The sequence below is a fragment of the Azospirillum humicireducens genome, from assembly GCF_001639105.2.
GTDB classification, from domain to species: domain Bacteria; phylum Pseudomonadota; class Alphaproteobacteria; order Azospirillales; family Azospirillaceae; genus Azospirillum; species Azospirillum humicireducens.
In genome coordinates this window covers 2012232-2030375 of the sequence record NZ_CP015285.1, presented here as the reverse complement: position 1 = coordinate 2030375, position 18144 = coordinate 2012232, and the positions used below count along the sequence as shown (strand labels likewise).

The window sequence follows — 18144 nt, the reverse complement described above, 5'->3', positions numbered from 1 at the left end:
TTCGCTCCCACGCGATCCGATCCATGCGTGGCCCGAAGCCTGCGCGCCCGATCCGGCCGGCGCAATGAAAAAGGCGGGGTATGACCCCGCCTTCCGTGCTGACCGTTCTCCGGAACCTGATGCAGACCGGCTACTTCGCGTCAGTCTTGCCTGGCGGCTTTGCGATGCTGGCGATCTGCTTCTGCAGTTCGTCGATCTGCTTCTGCAACTCGTCGAAGGTGGCGCCGGCCGCAACCGGGGCGGGAGACGTCGTGGTGCCCGGCTGGCTGGCCGGACGCTGGACGGCGACATCGTCCGGGGCGCCGGCGACGCCGAAGGGCGTGAACATCCGCATCGCGCGTTCGAACATCGCCATGTTCTGCTTGCTGACCTCGTCCAGGCGGCCGAACGGGAACATGCCGCCCAGCGTGTTCTGGAAGTAATCGCGCATCTGTTCCTGATTGCGGGAGAAGGCCTGCATCGAATATTCCAGATAGCGCGGCACGACCGACTGCATGTTGTCGCCGTAGAAGCCGATCAACTGGCGCAGGAAGCTGATGGGCAGCAGATTCTGTCCCTTGCTCTCCTCCTCCACGATGATCTGGGTCAGGACGGAGCGGGTGATGTCCTCCCCCGTCTTGGCGTCATAGACCACGAAGTCCAGCCCGTCCTTCACCATCTGGCAGAGATGGTCCAGCGTGACATAGCTGCTGGTGGCGGTATTGTAGAGCCGCCGGTTGGCGTACTTCTTGATCGTGATCGGAGCGGACTTCTGGTCTTCCTTGTCGGCCATCGCGGACTCTTTCAAGAAGGGACATATTCCGGAACCATCATATTCCAGAATACGGGGACATTGCGGCGGAAATTGTTCCGTCATTAGGACTACTCGAAGGAATAGCAATTTGTCCAGCGTTGCGCCGCGGCATAGCGCCGCGGTTGCGGTCCGAGGCGCGGCGCGGACGGCGACGAAAGACCCAAGCGGACAGCCTCCGACGATACCCGGAAGGACAGGTGGGGAGGCATGCCGTGCTGGTCAATCCGCCCCTGCAGCCCTTATAATCCGCCCATGGCCGACCCGTCGCAACCAGACCCCCCTTCCGATCCGCCTTCCTATGAATCGCTGGCGCGCCGCTATCTGGACCTGTGGCAGGACCATTGGACGGCGAGCGCCGCCGATCCCGAGATGGCGGACATGATGGCCCGGATGTTCCAGATGATGGGGCAGGGAATAACCGCCGCAGCCCCCTTCGCCTTCGGGCCTGCCGGGTTCGGATTCGGTGGCGGCGGTATCCCCGGCAGCGGTTGGGATCCCCGCCCGGCGTCCTTCTTCCACAACGTCTCTCCCCATTACGGACGGCCTTCCGATGAGCGAGCGCCCACAGGACAGGACGGGGGAAAAGGGGAAGCGGGGGGACGCCCCGCCGCATGGGGCCTCGTCCGCTGGGCCTGCATCTGACGGCGGCACTGGGCAGCTTGCTCAGCTCATCGGCCGCATTGCCGCTCTTGAGGAACGGCTCGCTGCCCTGGAATCCGGCGCTGAGGGAGCGGGCGGCGGCGCTGAGGGAGGACATGTCGCGGGCCGACCGGCTGCAGGGCCACGCAGAGCCGGGCGGCGGCGACCGGCTGGGCCGGGAAGTTGACCGCGAGGTCCGGCACCGCATCGACGCTGTTCTGACCGGGATCGAGCGCTACCGCCGTCACCCCTATGTCCGTGATCTGCCCGACCCGCCGGCGGTCTGGACCGAGGGCGGATCGCGCCTGCTCGATTATGGGGACGGGGACGGCGGTCGGCCGGTTCTGTTCGTGCCGTCGCTGGTCAACCGCGCCTATATCCTCGACCTGTCGCGTGACAAGAGCCTGATGCGCTGGCTGGCGGCGCGCGGCTTCCGCCCGCTTCTGCTGGACTGGGGCAGACCGGGGCCGCTGGAGCGCCGCTTCACCCTGACCGACTACATCGCCGGACGGCTGGAACGTGCGCTGGATGTGGTGGTGGAAGCGGTGGGGCGGCCGGTTCCGGTTGTGGGGTATTGCATGGGCGGGCTGCTGGCCGCGGCGCTGGCGCAGCGCCGGCCGCGCTCGCTCGCCGGGCTCGGTCTGATGGCCACGCCCTGGGATTTCCACGCGGAGGATGCGGCCACCGCCCGCCGGGTGGCGGCCTTCATCCAGCCCTGGGGGCCGGCGTTGGAGCGCTGGGGCGAGTTGCCGACCGATGCGCTGCAGGCGCTGTTCGCCCAACTCGACCCGCTGCTGGCCCTGAAGAAGTTCAGCAGCTTCGCCCGCATGGCGCCGGAGTCACGCGCCGCCGCGGCCTTCGTCGCGCTGGAGGACTGGCTGAACGATGGGGTGCCGCTGGTGGCCGGGGTGGCGCGCGACGCCCTGGCCGGCTGGTACGGGCGCAACGACACGGTGGCGGGGGCCTGGATGGTCGCCGGCCTGCCGGTCGATCCCGCCTCCATCCGCGTGCCCACGCTCGCCCTGATCCCGGAGCGCGACCGCATCGTTCCGCCCGCATCCGCCCTTGCGCTGCCCGCGGCCATCCCTGCCGCCCGGACTTTGCGTCCGCCGCTCGGCCATATCGGAATGGTGGTGAGTGCCGGCGCCGAGAGCGGAGTGTGGAGTCCGCTGGCCGAATGGCTTGCTGCGACAGGTTAGCGCCGCGACCTTCAGCCAGCTTGCACCCGTCACAGTCCTCGACTTAAGGTAACCACCACTCCGAGCGTCCCACCAGCGCTATAATAAAACTGTCCTATTTCGAGGAGCGTTCAATGACCGAAGTTGTCATCGCCGGTGCCGCCCGTACGCCCATCGGCAGCTTCAACGGTGCCCTCAGCGCCGTTCCCGCCCACGTTCTGGGCGAGGTCGCGATCCGCGAAGCGCTGGCCCGCGCCAAGACCGACGCGGCGGAAGTGAACGAGGTCATCTTTGGCCAGATCCTGACCGCCGGCCAGGGCCAGAACCCGGCCCGCCAAGCTGCCGTCAACGCCGGCATCCCGGTGGAGGCGACCGCCATCGGCGTCAACCAGCTCTGCGGTTCCGGTCTGCGCACCGTGGCGCTCGGCTATCAGGCGATCAAGAACGGCGACGCCCACATCCTGGTCGTCGGCGGCCAGGAGAGCATGAGCATGGCGCCGCACGTCATGCACCTGCGCAACGGCACCAAGATGGGTTCCGCCGAACTGCTCGATACCATGCTGCGCGACGGCCTGACCGACGCCTTCCATGGCTATCACATGGGCAACACCGCTGAAAACATCGCCCAGAAGTGGCAGCTGACCCGCGAGGAGCAGGACGCCTTCGCTGCGGCCAGCCAGCAGAAGGCCGAGGCCGCCCAGAAGTCGGGCCGCTTCAAGGACGAGATCGTCCCGGTCACCATCAAGGGCCGCAAGGGCGACGTCGTCGTGTCGGAAGACGAGTATCCGAAGCACGGCACCACGGTGGAATCCCTGGCCAAGCTGCGCCCGGCCTTCTCGAAGGACGGCACGGTGACCGCCGGCAACGCCTCCGGCATCAACGACGGCGCCGCCGCCCTGGTGCTGATGACGGCGGAGAACGCGGCCAAGCGCGGCGTCACCCCGCTGGCCCGCATCGTCTCCTGGGCGACCGCCGGCGTCGATCCGGCGATCATGGGCACCGGCCCGATCCCGGCCTCGCGCAAGGCGCTGGAAAAGGCCGGCTGGACCGTTGACGACCTCGACCTGATCGAGGCGAACGAGGCATTCGCCGCCCAGGCGCTGTCGGTCAACAAGGATCTCGGCTGGGACACCAGCAAGGTCAACGTCAATGGCGGCGCCATCGCGCTCGGCCATCCGGTCGGTGCCTCGGGCGCCCGCGTGCTGACCACGCTGCTGTTCGAAATGCAGAAGCGTGACGCGAAGAAGGGTCTCGCCACCCTGTGCATCGGCGGCGGCATGGGCATCGCCCTCTGCGTCCAGCGCGATTGAGATACCGAACGGACCGCTTTCCGATCCGGCAAGCGGTCCGCTTCGCTTGAAGGTTTGGAACACCCGCCGGACCTGCGGGGGGTGTCCCATGCCCAACAACAAAAATTCAAAGAAACCAACCAATCATCACAAAATCTGGGGAGAAGAACTATGGCTCGTGTTGCAGTCGTCACTGGTGGCACCCGCGGCATCGGCGAGGCGGTTGCCGTCGCCCTGAAGAATGCCGGTTACAAGGTCGCCGCCAACTATGCCGGCAACGATCAGGCGGCCGAGGAGTTCACCGCCCGCACCGGCATCCCGACCTACAAGTTCGACGTCGCGGACTTCGACGCCTGCAAGAAGGGGATCGCCGCGATCGAGTCCGACCTGGGCCCGGTCGACGTGCTCATCAACAACGCCGGCATCACCCGTGACGGCGTGATGCACCGCATGACCTACGACCAGTGGGAGAAGGTGATCCACACCAACCTGTCCTCCTGCTTCAACATGTGCCGCAACGTGATCGACGGCATGCGCGAGCGCGGTTTCGGCCGCATCGTCAACATCGGCTCGGTCAACGGCCAGGCCGGCCAGTACGGTCAGGTCAACTACGCCGCGGCGAAGTCCGGCATCCATGGCTTCACCAAGGCGCTGGCGCAGGAGAGCGCGGCCAAGGGCATCACCGTCAACGCCATCGCTCCCGGCTACATCGACACCGACATGGTGCGCGCGGTGCCGGCCAACGTGCTGGAGAAGATCGTCGCCCGCATCCCGGTCGGCCGCCTGGGCCGCGCGTCGGAGATCGCCAAGGCCGTGCTGTACCTTGTTGACGACGACAACGGCTTCATGACCGGCTCGACCCTGTCGGTCAACGGCGGCCAGCACATGTACTGATCCCGCGTCGGGTCTCGCACCCCGGTTCGTGAATCATGACGAAGCCCCTTTCCCGCGCCCGGCCGGACCCTTGGTCCGCCGGGGGGCGGGGAAGGGGTTTTTGTTTTTGAAACAGCCCCCGCCGCACTTGACGGACCGGCCGCCGAGTTGAAGGTTATCGTCCGTTTCGGATGCACCACCACATTGGACACCCTGCGATGCCCTACACCTCGTTGCGCGACTTCATCGACCGGCTGGAGAAGACGGGGCGGCTGGTGGTGGTGAAGGAGCCGGTGTCTAGCGTGCTGGAGATGACGGAGATCCAGACCCGCCTGTTGGCCGAAAACGGCCCGGCGGTGCTGTTCGAGAATGTCATCAAGGCCGACGGCACGCGCTCGGAGATGCCGGTGCTGGTCAACCTGTTCGGCACGGTGGAGCGGGTCGCCTGGGGCATGGACCGCGAGCCGCACCAGCTGCGCGCCGTCGGCGAGACGCTGGCCTTCCTCAAGCAGCCGGAGCCGCCGGGCGGCTTCCGCGAGGCGCTGGAGCTGATCCCGCTCGCCAAGACCGTGCTGTCGATGAAGCCGAAGACGGTCGGCTCGGCCCCCTGCCAGGAGGTGGTGCTGACCGGCGACGACATCGACCTCGGCCGCCTCCCGGTGCAGGGCTGCTGGCCGGGCGAACCGGCACCGCTGATCACATGGCCGCTGGTGGTGACCAAGGGGCCGACGGGCAAGCGCGAGGACGACTTCAACCTCGGCATCTACCGCATGCAGGTGCTGGGCAGGAACAAGACCATCATGCGCTGGCTGAAGCACCGCGGCGGCGCCCAGCATCATCACCGCTGGGCCGCCCATCAAGAAAAGAAGGGCGGCAAGCGCGAGCCGCTGCCCTGCGCCGTCGTGCTGGGGGCCGATCCGGGCACCATCCTGGCCGCGGTGACACCGGTGCCCGACACCCTGTCGGAATACCAGTTCGCCGGCCTGCTGCGCGGCAAGAAGGTGGAGCTGGTGGAGTGCAAGACGGTGCCGCTGAAGGTGCCGGCCCAGGCGGAAATCGTCCTGGAAGGCCATGTCAGCCTCGACGAATACGCCGATGAGGGGCCCTACGGCGATCACACCGGCTATTACAACTCGGTCGAGCCCTTCCCGGTCTTCACCGTCACCGCCATGACGATGCGGCGCAAGCCGATCTATCTCTCGACCTTCACCGGCCGTCCGCCCGACGAACCGTCGGTGCTGGGCGAGGCGCTGAACGAGGTCTTCATCCCGCTGCTGGTCCAGCAGTTCCCGGAGATCGTCGATTTCTGGCTGCCGCCGGAAGGCTGTTCCTACCGCATCGCGGTGGTCAGCATGAAGAAAGCCTATCCCGGCCACGCCAAGCGGGTGATGATGGGTGTCTGGTCCTTCCTGCGCCAGTTCATGTACACGAAATGGGTGATCGTCGTGGACGACGACATCGACGCGCGGAACTGGAAGGATGTGATGTGGGCGATCTCGACCCGCATGGATCCGGCCCGCGACATCACGGTGATCGAAGGAACGCCGATCGACTATCTCGACTTCGCCAGCCCGGAATCGGGCCTGGGCGGCAAGGTCGGCCTGGACGCCACCAACAAATGGCCGCCGGAGACCAAGCGCGAATGGGGCGAGAAGCTCCACATGACCGACGATGTCGTGGAGAAGGTCAGCCGGAAGTGGGACCTCTACGGCCTGCCGGGCAGCGGGAAACCGATCTGGAAATGAGGTGACGATGACCACCCTCTCCCGACCAGGGTCGGGAGAGGGGCCTGTACACTACCGCCGCGGGTCGCGGCTGAGGCCCTTGGCCTGCAGTTCCTCCAGATACTCGTTCCACAGGCTCTCCTGCCCGGTGCCGATCTCGTAGAGGTATTTCCAGGTGTAGATGCCGCTGTCGTGCAGGTCGTCGAAGACGATGCGGACGGCGTAGTTGCCGACCGGTTCCACCCGCATGATGCCGACATGACGGCGGCCGGCGACGGTCTGCTTCTGGCTGGGGTTGTGACCCTGCACCTCGGCGGACGGGCTGACGACGCGCAGGAACTCCGCCGGGTAGGAGAAGGTGCCGCCATCGTCGAAATCGACCTCCAGCCGCTTCTCCTCCTTCTTCAGGCGGATCTCGGTCGGCCAGTGGACCGTTCCGAAGTCATCGCCAGTCATCGCGACGCCCCCGCCTTGTCCAGGCTGCGGGCCTCGTCGATCAGCATGATCGGAATGCCGTCGCGAATCGGGTAGGCCAGCCCGGCGCGCTCGCTGACCAGCTCGCCGCGTTCGGCGTCGTAGCGCAGCGGGCCCTTGGTCAGCGGACAGACCAGGATTTCCAGCAGCTTCGGGTCGACCCGCGCGCTGGTTTTCGATTCGCTGCTCTTGTCCTCGGGCGTCGCCATGTCGTGTCTCGCAATCGTCAAGGTAAGGATCAATGCCTGGGCGGCGGACCGTCCCCGTCATGGCTGTCGAGAATGGCCATCTCCACCAGTCCGATCAAGAGCTTCCCGCGCTCCGCCAGGGTCGGGGCCTCGAGCAGCGCCTGTTTCTCGCCGGGCGTGAAGGGGCAGATCATGGCGAGCGAGTTGACCAGCCGTTCGTCCAGCGTCGATTCGATGGACTTCCAGTCGACCGACAGGCCCTGGACGCGGAAATAGCTCTTCAGCGCGCCGAGCAGACGGTTGCGGTCGATGTCGCCGCAGGCCTCGGGCTCCAGGTCGGCGCGGAAGGGGCGCCAGTCGGGCACCACCCGGCGGTAGCCGCGCGCACCCTCCACCTCCCGCCCGATCTCGAAGCGGGAGATACCGGTCAGGGTGATGAGGAAACGGCCGTCGTCGGTCTCGGCGAAGCTGGTGATGCGGCCGGCACAGCCGCAGTCATACACGGCAGGCTCGCGCTCCCGCCCCGCGGGGTCGAGCGGCTGGACCATGCCGATCATGCGGCCGTTGCCCAGCGCGTCCTCGACCATTGCGAGATAGCGCGGCTCGAAGATGTTCAGCGGCAGCCTTGCCCGCGGCAGCAACAGGACGCCTGCCAGCGGGAAGATCGGCAGCATCCCCGGAAGCTGGGCGAAATCCGGGTCGAAGGGGTTTCTGGTGGGGTTCCTGGTCATGCCAATCAGATAGAACCCCTTCGCCGGTGGAACAGCCGTCCGGTGTCCTGAAAAACGTCAGCTGAACATCATGGTCGACAGCCGGCGGCGGGTCTTCACCGTCAGCGGGTCGGTCTGGCCGAACGCCTCGAAGAACTTCACCAGCTGCTTGCGGGCGCCATCCTCGTTCCAGTTGCGGTCACGTTTGAAGATTTCCAGCAGTTCGTCCACCGCCGCTTCCCGCTTGCCGGCGGCAAACAGCGCCATGGCGAGGTCGAAGCGCGAAGCATGGTCGTTCGGATCGTGGGCGACCTTTTCCATCAGTTCCGGGATCGGGCCGGCGTTGGCGGCCTGCTCCGCCACCTCCAGCGAGGCGCGGACGTTGGCCAGCTCCTTGTCCTTGGCGATGGCTTCCGGGGCCTGGGCCAGCATCTGCTTGGCATTCTCCAGGTCGCCGGCGGCGATCAGGCAGCGGACGATGCCGGCGTAGGCCTGGGCGTTCTCCGGCTCCGCCTGCATGATCTGGCTGTAGAGGTCGAGCGCGCCCTGCAGGTCGCCGCCCTCCATCAGTTCCTTGGCCTGGGCGAAGGCCTCCTCCAGCAGGTCACCGGCCCCGCCGCCGGCGCCGGCCTGCTTGGCCAGCGCCACCAGCTTGTCGACGAAAGCCTTCACCTGCGATTCGGGCAGGGCGCCCATGAAGCCATCGACCGGACGACCCTGGAAGAAGGCGTAGACCGCCGGGATCGACTGCACGCGCAGCTGCGAGGCGATCATCGGGTTGGCGTCGGTGTCGATCTTCACCAGGCGCACCGCGCCCTTGGCGGCGCGGACCACCTTTTCGATGATCGGACCCAGCTGCTTGCAGGGGCCGCACCAGGGCGCCCAGAAATCGACGATCACCGGAACGTCGCGCGAGGCCTCGATCACGTCGGCCATGAAGGCGCGGTCGCTGCTGTCCTTGACGACGTCAGCGGCACCGGCGGCGGCACCGGCGGCGGGAGCGGCGGGCTTGGACCCGTTGGCGGGGGGCATGGAGAACATGGCGTGTTTCGGTCCCGTTGGTGATGCCTGGCCCAGTAGGACATCCCGGTGGGCCATGGTGTTGCCGATCCGGCCGTTGCCGGTCCGGATCCTGATCGTTGCCGACATATGTGAGCGTGCAAGGCGGCTCAAGCAAGCATTGCGTGGGCAAGCATTGAGTGGAACCGCCGGAGCCGGTCAATCCCCAGTGCGGCCGAACTCGACGATCGCCGGCTCGTGCCCGCAGGCATGGATGAAGCGCAGCAGATCATCGCGCCGGATCGCCGTGGTACGGTCGTTCAACAGGGGATGATAGTTCAGCAGGTCATGCTCCATCATCGCCTTCTGCAGGACGACGCGTACCTTGTGCCCGGTGTCGTTGATCAGGGCGAAGGGCGTGACCGATCCCGGCCGGATGCCGAGGACGCGCCACAACCTGTCGGCCGAGGCGAAGGACAGACGCGCCGAGCCGATCGCCTTGTCCAGCCGGTTCAGGTCGACCCTCGCATCCTCCAGCGCCACCACCAGCCAATGCTGGTCCTTCTTGTCCTTCAGGAACAGGTTCTTGCAATGGCCGCCGGGCAGAGCGCCGCGCAGGGCCTTGCTCTCTTCCACCGTGTGCAGCGGCGGGTGGCTGTGCGTGGTTGCCTGGATGCCCAGCGCGTCGAGCCGCGCCAGCAGTTGGTCCGGCGAGGTCGGCAGCGGCGCCGCCTGATCCGGAAGGGAGGTCGATGCGGTGTCCATGACAGCCCTTGTACCGGGCGTGCGGAAAATCGTCCAGCCGGTGAAGAAAACTGAAACAAGGCGCTTGCAAAGCGTCGGCCGATGAGTATAGTCCGCCGCACACCGCCGGACGGCAGACACTGGCTGCCGAATGACGGTGCGGAGCGCGGGCGTAGCTCAGGGGTAGAGCACAACCTTGCCAAGGTTGGGGTCGAGGGTTCGAATCCCTTCGCCCGCTCCAATTTCCTCCAGCTTTTCTGCTGGGGCATGCGATCTCAAAAGGCCGGACCTTCGGGTGCCGGCCTTTCGCATTTTGGCATTTGCATTTGCCCGCCTGCCATCTTCGGCCAGCCGTCCCTCCCTGCCGTCTCGATACTTCTGCACTTTCCTCCGACCTTGAGCCTTGTGCCGGCAACCTGTTTCTCGGGTCGAATGAACGGCCTATATTGGCAATCAAAAATTGCGCAACGACAAACTCTCGGCGTCATACAATCGTAGGCCTGCGCGCCGGCTAAGGCGTGGGCGCCTTTTTGTACATTTCTCCCAATGCCCAAGGTTGGCAACAGCAGTTGTGAAGCGTCGAAACATAGCTGGTGATTGCCTCGCAATCTCCCGCCTGAGGCGCGCATTGCTTGAAAACGACTATCGATACGGGATAAAAATTTCCTATGACGTATTTACAGATTGTCAACCTCCTTGCGTATGACGGCTTATGCGGGTACACTTCAAAATCTAAACAAATAGCGCCAAAATCTCCGGGGGTTGTGCCGCTCGCTGAAGTTCCGCGAAGGATCGCGCCGAAGTCCCGCTCATTCCCGTATAAGGACGCCCTGATCGCTTGACGCGTGCGCCCGTGCCGGTCATCCGGCGGCATGGCGGACGGGTCAGGCATGTCGGGGTTGCCTTGTCGGGGCTGCCGCCTTTGGGATTGGCCTGCGCCGGAACCGTCACCGCCCTCACGCCCCCTCCGAAGCCGATCCAGACACGAAGACCAGACCGAAGAAAGGACCCCGCCATGGCCATGCAACGCTATCTCGTCGACTATCGCCGGCTGTCGACCGACACCCTCGCCAAATGGTCGTCGGTGCCCAGCAGCGTCGCCTCCGACGCGCTGAACCGCTGCCAGAGCATGGATTCGCGGATCAAGCCGATGGTGCCGGGCATGCGCATCTGCGGTCAGGCCCGCACTGTCGTCACCATGCCCGGAGACAACAGCATGGTTCATCATGCAGTCAGTCTGGCCGAGCCGGGCGACGTCGTCGTCGTGGCTGGCGGCGGTCTGGACGATGTGGCGCTGGCGGGCGAATGGGTGGTGCGCTGCTGCAAGCGCCGGGCGCTGGGTGGGCTGGTGGTCGACGGCTCCGTCCGCGACCTGCACGAAATCCGCGGACTCGGCCTGCCGGTGTTCGCCAAGGGAGCGGTTGCCCGCGGCCCGCACAAGAATTTCGGCGGCAAGATGGACGTCACCGCGGCCATCGGCGGCGTGCCGGTCAATCCCGGCGACCTGATCCTGGGCGACGAGGACGGCGTGGTGGTGGTGCCGCTGGCCTTCGCCGATGCCGCTCTGGCCCAGAGCCTGGCCCTGCTGGAACGCGAGCGCCAGTGGACCGAGCAGATCGAGGCCGGCGCCACCCTGGTGGACGTGCTGGGGGTCCCGCCGCTGGAGATCGTTCCCGCCGAATGAGCGGGTCGGTGTAAGGAAAGCCCCCGCATCGTCGGCCCGCCCGGCCGACCCCGCCCACATGGTGCCGTGTCCATGTCGCTGATTTTCCAGATCGTCCTGCCGATGTTCGGCTTGATCGCCCTTGGCTATTGGGCGGCACGCTACCGCGGGTTCAGCAATGCGATGGTCCAGGGGCTTTCCCGTTTCCTCGGCATCTATGCCCTGCCGGCGCTGCTGTTTTCCAACATGGCGCGGGCGGACATTCCCGATCCTCTGGAATGGGCGGTGCTGGGGTCCTTCTACATTGCGGCTGTGGCGGTCTTCCTGGTGGGCGGGCTGTGGATGCGGATGGCGGGCCGGCGGGAGCAGATCGCCCCCATCGGCCTCGCCAGTTCCTTTTCCAACATCGCGCTTCTCGGCTCTCCCATCATCATGGAGGCCTATGGGCCGACGGTGGCGGTGCCGGTGATGCTGCTGATCGTCTTCCAGTCGCCCTTGCTGTTCACTTCCGCAACCATGCTGGCGGAGACTCAACGGTCGGCGCGCGGCGGCCGGTCCGGGCGACCGGTCCAGGCGACGCTGGGGGCGGCCAAGGCGACGCTGACCAGCCCGCTGGTGATGTCGGTCATCCTAGGGCTGGCCGCCAACCTGATTCATCTGCCGATTCCGCCCATGGTGATGAAGAGTTTCACCATGATGGCCCAGACGGTGCTTCCCTGTGCCTGCTTCACCTTGGGTGCGTCTCTGGCGCTCAGCCCGGCTTCAGGCGCGGTGCTGCCCGCGACGGTCGTGGCCCTGCTGAAGACCGGGCTCCATCCGCTGCTGACCTGGCTCCTGGCCACACATGTCTTCGACCTGCCTCCGGTGTGGGTCGCCCCGGCCGTGACCGCCGCAGCCCTGCCGATCGGCATCAACGCCTATGTCTTCGCCGAACGATACAATGCCGGGCGGGACGTGGTGTCGATGTCGCTGCTGATCTCCACGCTGCTCTCGCCGGTGTCGATCTCCATTGCCTTCATGGTTTCGGCCGCGGGCTGAGTCGGCCTTCCAAGGCTGAGCGTCTACTTATCATATCTTTGTAAATTCAAAGAAGTGACTTTGGGGTTCCAGGCGGTGCGCCTGGCGGGCATGGATGGGTGTCTACGCCTGCATGCGGCAGTATGACCCCGATTCACGCCATTGATGCGAGAGTAAAATCCTGTTAGCCTCTAATTGTATGAGTTGTGAAGCATACATACTGCGTTATGGCTGCGTGCTGATCGGAAAAAGCAAGGAAACGGGGAATTCGCCGTAGGTGAGGTGGTGGTCAGCCGGGTTCGGACTGGGCAAGACAAATCCATCAAACCTTTGCGCATATGCCAGTATGTCAGAGAATTGCATGCAGAAATATGTCAACGGGACGGCAAATGATTATGACAGATCAAATATTCCGATTAAAGAAATCCCGTTAATCATTGAAAAAGATTTCCGGGGTGATATGGCGCGGTGGTGGTCGTGCCGGCGGGCTGGCCGCCCCGAAAGCGAACCCGCACAGGGTTCACGTTCCAACCACGTATCGCAGAGCGGTCCGGCGATGGCGGAACGCAGGGCGGCTCCTATCGTGCCGTCGGCGTCGCGCGACTGCTGCCCGTTCCTCCGCCCCAATGCCATGCCGGATGGTTCGCACCACGGACCGGCGGCCGACGCAGGTGCCCCATGACCCTCCTCAACAACTTCCACATCCCCGTCAAGATGGCCATTCCGGCGACGACGGCGATCATCGGCATGCTGGTGATCGCGCTGCTCGGCTGGTCGGCGATCACCCAGCAGTCGACGCTGCTCGACACGCTGTTCAACCGCTCCTTTACCCGGGAGGCGGAGATCCAGGGGCTGACCGACACCTTGACGGTGGCCCACGCCGGCATGTACCGGACCGTGATCCTCAGCAGTGCGAACGCCTCGCCCAAGGCGGTGGAAGAGGAGATGAAGGCCCTCAACGCACAGCTCGACAAGCTGAAGGGCCAATCGGAGGCATTGAAGGGCGCCACCGCCGAGACCGACGAGGAAGCAAAGTATTTCGAGCGGTTCGGCAGCGACGCCGCGACTTATCTTGCAAAGGTGGGAAGTTTCCTCGATCTGCTTAAGATGGGTGTCGATCCGCTGGACTTCCTGCAGGAGGTTCAATCGGCTTACACCCGTCTTCAGAGCACCAGTCGCGACTATCTGAATTACAAGCGCAAGGTCTCCACGGACGCCTACACCCAGGTCAACGCGTCGGTCGACAACACGACCCAGGCCTTCATGCTGGTGGCGGGAGGCGCACTGCTGGTGACGGTCGGCGTGGCCCTGTTCATCGGCATGAACATCGCCCGGCCCATCGTGCGCCTGACCGACGTGATGGAACGGCTGGCCCGCGGCAACCTGGAGGCCGACATCCCCGCCGCGGACCGGGGCGACGAGATCGGTCAGATGGCTCGTACCGTCCAGGTGTTCAAGGAGAATGCCGTCCGGGTGCAGGAACTGTCCCGCGAGCAGGAGGCGATGCGCGTCCGCAACGACCAGGAGCGGCGTCAGGCGATGTCGGCGCTCGCCAACGACCTGGAGGCTTCGGTCAAGGCGATGATGGGCGAGGTGGTGCGGTCCGCCACGTCGATGCGCAACGAAGCCAATTCGATGCTCGACAATGCCAAGCAGACCAGCCACCACAGCGACAGCGTCGCCCATTCCGTGCAGGAAGCGACCAGCGAGGTCGAGAGCGTGGCGGCCGGCGCCGAGCAGCTGCGTGCGTCGATCGACGAGATCACCCGCTCCATCAGCCAGTCGGCGCAGCTCGCCCGCGGTGCGGTGGAGGAAGCCGGCCGCACCGACAGCATCGTCCAGGGCCTGAGCGAGGCCAGCCGCAAGATCGAGGAGGTGGTCGGTCTCATTCAGTCGATCGCCGGCCAGACCAACCTGCTTGCGCTGAACGCCACCATCGAGGCGGCACGGGCGGGCGAGGCCGGCAAGGGCTTCGCCGTCGTTGCGCAGGAGGTGAAGAGCCTGGCCAACCAGACCGCCAAGGCGACCGAGGAAATCGGTGCGGAGATCGCCGCGGTCCAGGCCGCCACCCATGCCGCGGTCGGCGCCATCCGTGCCATCGTCGGCACCATCCGTCAGGTCGACGAATCGCTCGGCACCGTCGCCGCCGCGGTGGAGGAGCAGGATGCCGCCACCCGCGACATCAGCGCCCGGTCCCAGCGCGCCGCCGTCGACACCATGGCGGTGATGCAGGAAATGCGTCTGGTCCAGCAGGCTGCTGAAACCACCGGCCATTCCGCCGGCTCGGTGCAGAACACCACGGAAGAGCTGTCACGCAGCTTCAACCGCCTGGACCACGAGATCGAAGCCTTCATCGCCCGCATCACTGCGGCGTGACGGTGGAATGAGACGACGACGCCCTCTCCTGTGATGTACAGGGGAGGGCGTTTCTTTTTGGGGCGGTGGTTTTTAGGAACAATCGGCTGCGATCGGAAGCCGACGCCTTACCCCACCAGCACGCCCTTGCGCGCATCCGCCCACTCCCGCGCAGTCGTCGGGCGGCCGCCAGCGTCGATCAGGCCGCGGGTGAACAGTTCCTCGGCGTGGCGGATGAAGAAGGCGGCGGTGCTCGGCCGCTCCCAATGCTCCATCCAGTTCTGTTCCAGGAAGGCCAGGATTCCCGGCTGGTCCAGTTCCACCTCCCACAGCACGCCCAGCAGCGAAGTCTGCTGCTCCTCATGCATGCAGTCCTCGAAGCACAGGCGCTTGTCGGCGCGGGCTTCCTTGCGGGCGGTGGTCTCCGGGCCGGGGCCCAGACCGTAATCGATCAGCGTCCGCCGCTCCGGCGCTGCGCACAGCCAGTGCGCCACCTCATGCACGATCACCGTCGCCTCGACATCGGTGCGGATCACCTGCCCGTCCCACATGAAGGAGCGGCTGGGCGGCTCGTCCAGCGTGTCGATGCCATGGGCATGGGCCAGCCGCACCGCCTCGGCCCGCTGGGCCGGCGTGTTGACACCGCCGCCGGGTTCGGCCTCCGGCCGCACGGGCCAGGTTGCGGCGATCCGGCGGAAGGCGGCCCGCGCTTGGGCATGGCCGTCCAGATGGGCGTCGAAGGCCGCGATGGCCTTCGGCATGTCGTCGATGGCGATGGGGGTCAGGATCATGGCGCCTATGTGCCCAAGGGGGCGTTCGGGCGCAAGAGGAATGTAACGCGGCAAAAGAGCAGGGCTGCCCGCCAGAAGAAGGGCGCCGGCAAGACCCGATCTGTTGGGGGTCTGCCGGCGCCACATCTGTAACGACTGCGCCGAAGTTCGATGGTGTTTCTTACGCAGCCCGCATATCGGTCAGGAAGCGCGACACGAAGCCGCGCAAGTCGGTCGCCTCATGGTTCAGCCCATCGGCAGCTGTCAACACCTCGCGCGAGGCGTCACCGGTGGATGCCGCGGCCTCCGACACGCCGGCGATGTTGCCGGACACCTGCTGTGTGCCGCGCGCCGCCTGCTGGACGTTGCGGCTGATTTCCTTGGTGGCGGCACCCTGCTCCTCCACTGCAGCCGCGATGGTGGTGGAGATGTGGTTGATCTCGGCGATCACCCGGCCGATTTCGGCGATGGCCCCGGCTGCCTGCCGGCTGATCTCCTGGATGCCGGAAATCTGGTTGCCAATCTCCTCCGTCGCCTTGGCGGTCTGGCTTGCGAGGTTCTTGACCTCCGACGCCACCACGGCAAAGCCCTTGCCTGCCTCGCCCGCCCGTGCCGCCTCGATGGTGGCGTTCAGCGCCAGAAGATTGGTCTGGCTGGCGATGTCGGTGATCAACTGCACCACCTCGCCGATGCGCTGGGCGGCATCGACCAGCCCGCGGACGGTGTCGTCGGTCTTCTCGGCGGTGGCGACCGCCTGCCCGGCGATGCGTGTGCTCTCGGCCACCTGCCGGCCGATCTCGGCGATGGAGGCGGTCAGCTCCTCGGTCGCTGCGGCCACCGTTTCCACATTGCCGGTGGCTTCATGGGAGGCGCTGGCGACGGCGTCGGCCTGCCGGGTGGTCTGCTCGGCGGTGGCGGACATGGTCTGGGCGGTCGCCTGCAGCTGCGTCGCCGCCGCCGAAACCCGGCCCAGCGCCGCCAGGACCAGCCGGTCGAATTCCTGGGTCAGCCGGTCGATCCGCTCACCGCGGTTCCGGCGCGCCTCGTGGTCGGCACGTTGAACCTCGGCCAGCCGGTCGCTCTCGATCAGCCTGTCCTTGAAGACCTGCAGGGCCCTGGCCATGCCGCCGATCTCGTCGGCACGGTCCCGGCCGGGGATGTCGACGCTGCGGTCGCCACCGGCCAGCCGGGTCATCCGGTCGGTGATCGCCACCACCGGGCGCGACAGCCCTCGCCCGATCAGCAGCGCAGTGGCCAGCCCCAGGACCACCGCGACCAGAGACGCGACGATCATCACCGTGAGCGCCTTGGTGATGAAGGCGCCGGTTTCCTCGCCCAGGTGTTTCTGATGCTCGACGCTGGCGACGGTCAGCTGTTCCGCCTCGGTGGCGATGGAGTCGCCGACGGGGATCAGCACCTCGGTCACCAGCCGGTCGCGCTCGGTCGTCGCCTTGACCACGGCATTGAAGCCGGTGGTGTAGACGCGCAGCATCGCGGTGTAGGACATCGCCATCTTGCGCCGTTCCAGGTCGGTCAGCCTCGCCATCATCGCCCCGCCGCGGCTGGCGGCGTCGGTGAATTGCGAGCGGGTCTGGCTTGCCAGCGCCGGGGAGCCGTCGACGTTGTAGCGCGTGGCCGAGATGCGGGCGGACAGCATGTGGCGCAGGGCCATGCCCGCAAGATAGGCGGCATCGGTGTCGCCGGCGGAACTGGCGCTGTCCATGATCTTGTCCAGTGCGCTTTCCAGCCGGGGTCCGATCTCGTCCAACTCGGCGATGGCCTTGCTGCGCTCCGCCTGCAACTCCATCGTCGCGGCGAAGGCCTCCTGATATTGCGCGATCTCCTGCGACATGTGGTTGACGGTCTGCAGCAGGGCCGGGTCGGCGAACAGGCTGCGGGCCTTGTCGATGGCCTGCGCCGCCTCGCCGGCAAGGCGGCGGACAGTTGCGCCGACCTCCGGCTCGCCGGTCAGCAGGAATCGGGTGGATTGCTGGCGCATCTCCAGCATCAGGGCCTGGATACGCCCGGCCTCGTTGGTCTGCTGGCCGAGCCGCCGGTAGGTTTCCACCGCGCCGCCGGCATCGGACAGGCCCACCACGCCGATGCCGCCGATCAGCACCAGGAACACCAGGATGCCGGCGCTGGCCGCCGTGATCTTGGAACCCACGGAAAAGCGATTGAAAAGGCTCATGGTCGAGGCCTCCGTCGGCACAGGGTCGCTGCTCAGCGCTTGGTCAGGGCGACCAGGAAAAGGTCAGCCTCCACGACCGGTTTCAGGAAGTGTGCCACATTCCCCGGTATGGTCAGCCTTCAGGAGCTTGCAGCCCGAGGGTCCCCCGGGATCCCCCGGCTGACGCAGGGGAAAGCGACGGGCGGCGGGTGTGGAATAATCGCAGGCCTTGCATGTTTGCCCGTTGCGTGGGGCCGTGGGCTGCCGTCCCTTGGTCACTTTCACGGGCGGAAAGACCATTTTTTGTGCCGCGGCGGTCACAGGAGAGGCATTTTGAACATCCACTGCTATCGTGGTATATGCCAAAGGGCGCAGCGGCCGTCCGGGGTCGTCGCCGATCCCTCATCCTCCCGGTCTCTGACGCTTTGACCCGACGGCTGGCCATGTCCATTCCCGACGCGCCCATTTCCGCGGCCTCTTCGGATGTTCGCACCCCTTCCGCACGCCATACCGGCGATTCCCGGCCACCGGCCGGCCGCTCCACGACTGGCCGGCCCA

16 protein-coding genes and 1 tRNA gene are annotated in these 18144 nt (G+C 66.1%); 9 read left to right on the top strand and 8 right to left on the bottom strand.

Annotated elements, in window-relative coordinates:
* Positions 1-130: 130 nt before the first annotated feature.
* Positions 131-772, bottom strand: coding sequence for a polyhydroxyalkanoate synthesis repressor PhaR (gene phaR / locus A6A40_RS09445; protein ID WP_063635168.1), 642 nt, complete (start codon positions 770-772; stop codon positions 131-133).
* Positions 773-1045: 273 nt separating this feature from the next.
* On the opposite strand from phaR, the gene A6A40_RS30385 reads away from it, so the two are divergent.
* The 5 genes from A6A40_RS30385 (at position 1046) to A6A40_RS09425 (ending at position 6517) form a co-directional block, all read left to right on the top strand.
* The gene (locus A6A40_RS30385; protein WP_146191554.1) at positions 1046-1435 is read left to right on the top strand and encodes a hypothetical protein; all 390 of its coding nucleotides are present in this window, start codon (positions 1046-1048) and stop codon (positions 1433-1435) included.
* A complete protein-coding gene (locus A6A40_RS09440; protein ID WP_063635166.1) occupies positions 1405-2631 on the top strand; it encodes an alpha/beta fold hydrolase in 1227 nt (408 codons plus the stop codon). Before A6A40_RS30385 ends, A6A40_RS09440 begins: the two co-directional genes overlap by 31 nt.
* A 113-nt stretch (positions 2632-2744) precedes the next feature.
* Positions 2745-3920 carry an acetyl-CoA C-acetyltransferase gene (locus tag A6A40_RS09435; protein WP_063635165.1) on the top strand — a complete coding sequence of 392 codons (1176 nt, stop codon included), beginning with the start codon at positions 2745-2747 and terminating at the stop codon, positions 3918-3920.
* Between the two features lie 150 nt (positions 3921-4070).
* Positions 4071-4793 carry an acetoacetyl-CoA reductase gene (gene phbB, locus A6A40_RS09430; RefSeq protein WP_063635164.1) on the top strand — a complete coding sequence of 241 codons (723 nt, stop codon included), beginning with the start codon at positions 4071-4073 and terminating at the stop codon, positions 4791-4793.
* Between the two features lie 197 nt (positions 4794-4990).
* Positions 4991-6517, top strand: a complete 1527-nt coding sequence (locus A6A40_RS09425) for a UbiD family decarboxylase (RefSeq protein WP_063635163.1) — start codon at positions 4991-4993, stop codon at positions 6515-6517.
* A gap of 51 nt (positions 6518-6568) precedes the next feature.
* Here the strand turns inward: A6A40_RS09425 and A6A40_RS09420 are convergent, their stop codons facing one another.
* From A6A40_RS09420 to A6A40_RS09400, 5 genes are all read right to left on the bottom strand, one after another.
* Entirely contained in the window at positions 6569-6952 is a 384-nt protein-coding gene (locus A6A40_RS09420; protein ID WP_063635162.1) for a gamma-butyrobetaine hydroxylase family protein, read from the bottom strand.
* On the bottom strand, positions 6949-7179 hold the full coding sequence (locus A6A40_RS09415) for a Trm112 family protein (protein ID WP_014248577.1): 231 nt from the start codon (positions 7177-7179) through the stop codon (positions 6949-6951). Before A6A40_RS09415 ends, A6A40_RS09420 begins: the two co-directional genes overlap by 4 nt.
* 29 nt (positions 7180-7208) lie before the next feature.
* Positions 7209-7889 (bottom strand): LON peptidase substrate-binding domain-containing protein, encoded by a 681-nt coding sequence (locus A6A40_RS09410; protein ID WP_063635161.1) that lies wholly within the window; start codon positions 7887-7889, stop codon positions 7209-7211.
* A 57-nt stretch (positions 7890-7946) separates the two neighbouring features.
* Entirely contained in the window at positions 7947-8909 is a 963-nt protein-coding gene (locus A6A40_RS09405) for a thioredoxin family protein (RefSeq protein ID WP_082860767.1), read from the bottom strand.
* Positions 8910-9086: 177 nt separating this feature from the next.
* Complete coding sequence (locus A6A40_RS09400; protein WP_082860766.1) at positions 9087-9632, bottom strand: prolyl-tRNA synthetase associated domain-containing protein; 546 nt, start codon at positions 9630-9632, stop codon at positions 9087-9089.
* Between the two features lie 145 nt (positions 9633-9777).
* On the opposite strand from A6A40_RS09400, the gene A6A40_RS09395 reads away from it, so the two are divergent.
* From A6A40_RS09395 to A6A40_RS09380, 4 genes are all read left to right on the top strand, one after another.
* Positions 9778-9852: transfer RNA gene (locus A6A40_RS09395), tRNA-Gly, on the top strand.
* Positions 9853-10626: 774 nt separating this feature from the next.
* Positions 10627-11295 (top strand): RraA family protein, encoded by a 669-nt coding sequence (locus A6A40_RS09390; protein ID WP_063635160.1) that lies wholly within the window; start codon positions 10627-10629, stop codon positions 11293-11295.
* A 72-nt stretch (positions 11296-11367) separates the two neighbouring features.
* Positions 11368-12312, top strand: a complete 945-nt coding sequence (locus A6A40_RS09385; RefSeq protein ID WP_063635159.1) for an AEC family transporter — start codon at positions 11368-11370, stop codon at positions 12310-12312.
* A 657-nt stretch (positions 12313-12969) separates the two neighbouring features.
* Positions 12970-14667 (top strand): methyl-accepting chemotaxis protein, encoded by a 1698-nt coding sequence (locus A6A40_RS09380; protein WP_063635158.1) that lies wholly within the window; start codon positions 12970-12972, stop codon positions 14665-14667.
* A gap of 107 nt (positions 14668-14774) precedes the next feature.
* On the opposite strand, the gene A6A40_RS09375 is transcribed toward A6A40_RS09380, so the two are convergent.
* Both A6A40_RS09375 and A6A40_RS09370 read right to left on the bottom strand, forming a co-directional pair.
* Entirely contained in the window at positions 14775-15437 is a 663-nt protein-coding gene (locus A6A40_RS09375) for an elongation factor P hydroxylase (protein ID WP_063635157.1), read from the bottom strand.
* Between the two features lie 160 nt (positions 15438-15597).
* On the bottom strand, positions 15598-17607 hold the full coding sequence (locus A6A40_RS09370) for a HAMP domain-containing methyl-accepting chemotaxis protein (RefSeq protein WP_063635156.1): 2010 nt from the start codon (positions 17605-17607) through the stop codon (positions 15598-15600).
* Positions 17608-18144: the final 537 nt, after the last annotated feature.

Excerpts from the sequence above, each read along its gene's own strand:
- phaR (WP_063635168.1), bottom strand. The coding sequence starts at position 772 with ATGGCCGACAAGGAAGACCAGAAGTCCGCTCCGATCACGATCAAGAAG.
- A6A40_RS30385 (WP_146191554.1), top strand. The coding sequence starts at position 1,046 with ATGGCCGACCCGTCGCAACCAGACCCCCCTTCCGATCCGCCTTCCTAT.
- A6A40_RS09440 (WP_063635166.1), top strand. The coding sequence starts at position 1,405 with ATGGGGCCTCGTCCGCTGGGCCTGCATCTGACGGCGGCACTGGGCAGC.
- A6A40_RS09435 (WP_063635165.1), top strand. The coding sequence starts at position 2,745 with ATGACCGAAGTTGTCATCGCCGGTGCCGCCCGTACGCCCATCGGCAGC.
- phbB (WP_063635164.1), top strand. The coding sequence starts at position 4,071 with ATGGCTCGTGTTGCAGTCGTCACTGGTGGCACCCGCGGCATCGGCGAG.
- A6A40_RS09425 (WP_063635163.1), top strand. The coding sequence starts at position 4,991 with ATGCCCTACACCTCGTTGCGCGACTTCATCGACCGGCTGGAGAAGACG.
- A6A40_RS09420 (WP_063635162.1), bottom strand. The coding sequence starts at position 6,952 with ATGACTGGCGATGACTTCGGAACGGTCCACTGGCCGACCGAGATCCGC.
- A6A40_RS09415 (WP_014248577.1), bottom strand. The coding sequence starts at position 7,179 with ATGGCGACGCCCGAGGACAAGAGCAGCGAATCGAAAACCAGCGCGCGG.
- A6A40_RS09410 (WP_063635161.1), bottom strand. The coding sequence starts at position 7,889 with ATGACCAGGAACCCCACCAGAAACCCCTTCGACCCGGATTTCGCCCAG.
- A6A40_RS09405 (WP_082860767.1), bottom strand. The coding sequence starts at position 8,909 with ATGTTCTCCATGCCCCCCGCCAACGGGTCCAAGCCCGCCGCTCCCGCC.
- A6A40_RS09400 (WP_082860766.1), bottom strand. The coding sequence starts at position 9,632 with ATGGACACCGCATCGACCTCCCTTCCGGATCAGGCGGCGCCGCTGCCG.
- A6A40_RS09390 (WP_063635160.1), top strand. The coding sequence starts at position 10,627 with ATGGCCATGCAACGCTATCTCGTCGACTATCGCCGGCTGTCGACCGAC.
- A6A40_RS09385 (WP_063635159.1), top strand. The coding sequence starts at position 11,368 with ATGTCGCTGATTTTCCAGATCGTCCTGCCGATGTTCGGCTTGATCGCC.
- A6A40_RS09380 (WP_063635158.1), top strand. The coding sequence starts at position 12,970 with ATGACCCTCCTCAACAACTTCCACATCCCCGTCAAGATGGCCATTCCG.
- A6A40_RS09375 (WP_063635157.1), bottom strand. The coding sequence starts at position 15,437 with ATGATCCTGACCCCCATCGCCATCGACGACATGCCGAAGGCCATCGCG.
- A6A40_RS09370 (WP_063635156.1), bottom strand. The coding sequence starts at position 17,607 with ATGAGCCTTTTCAATCGCTTTTCCGTGGGTTCCAAGATCACGGCGGCC.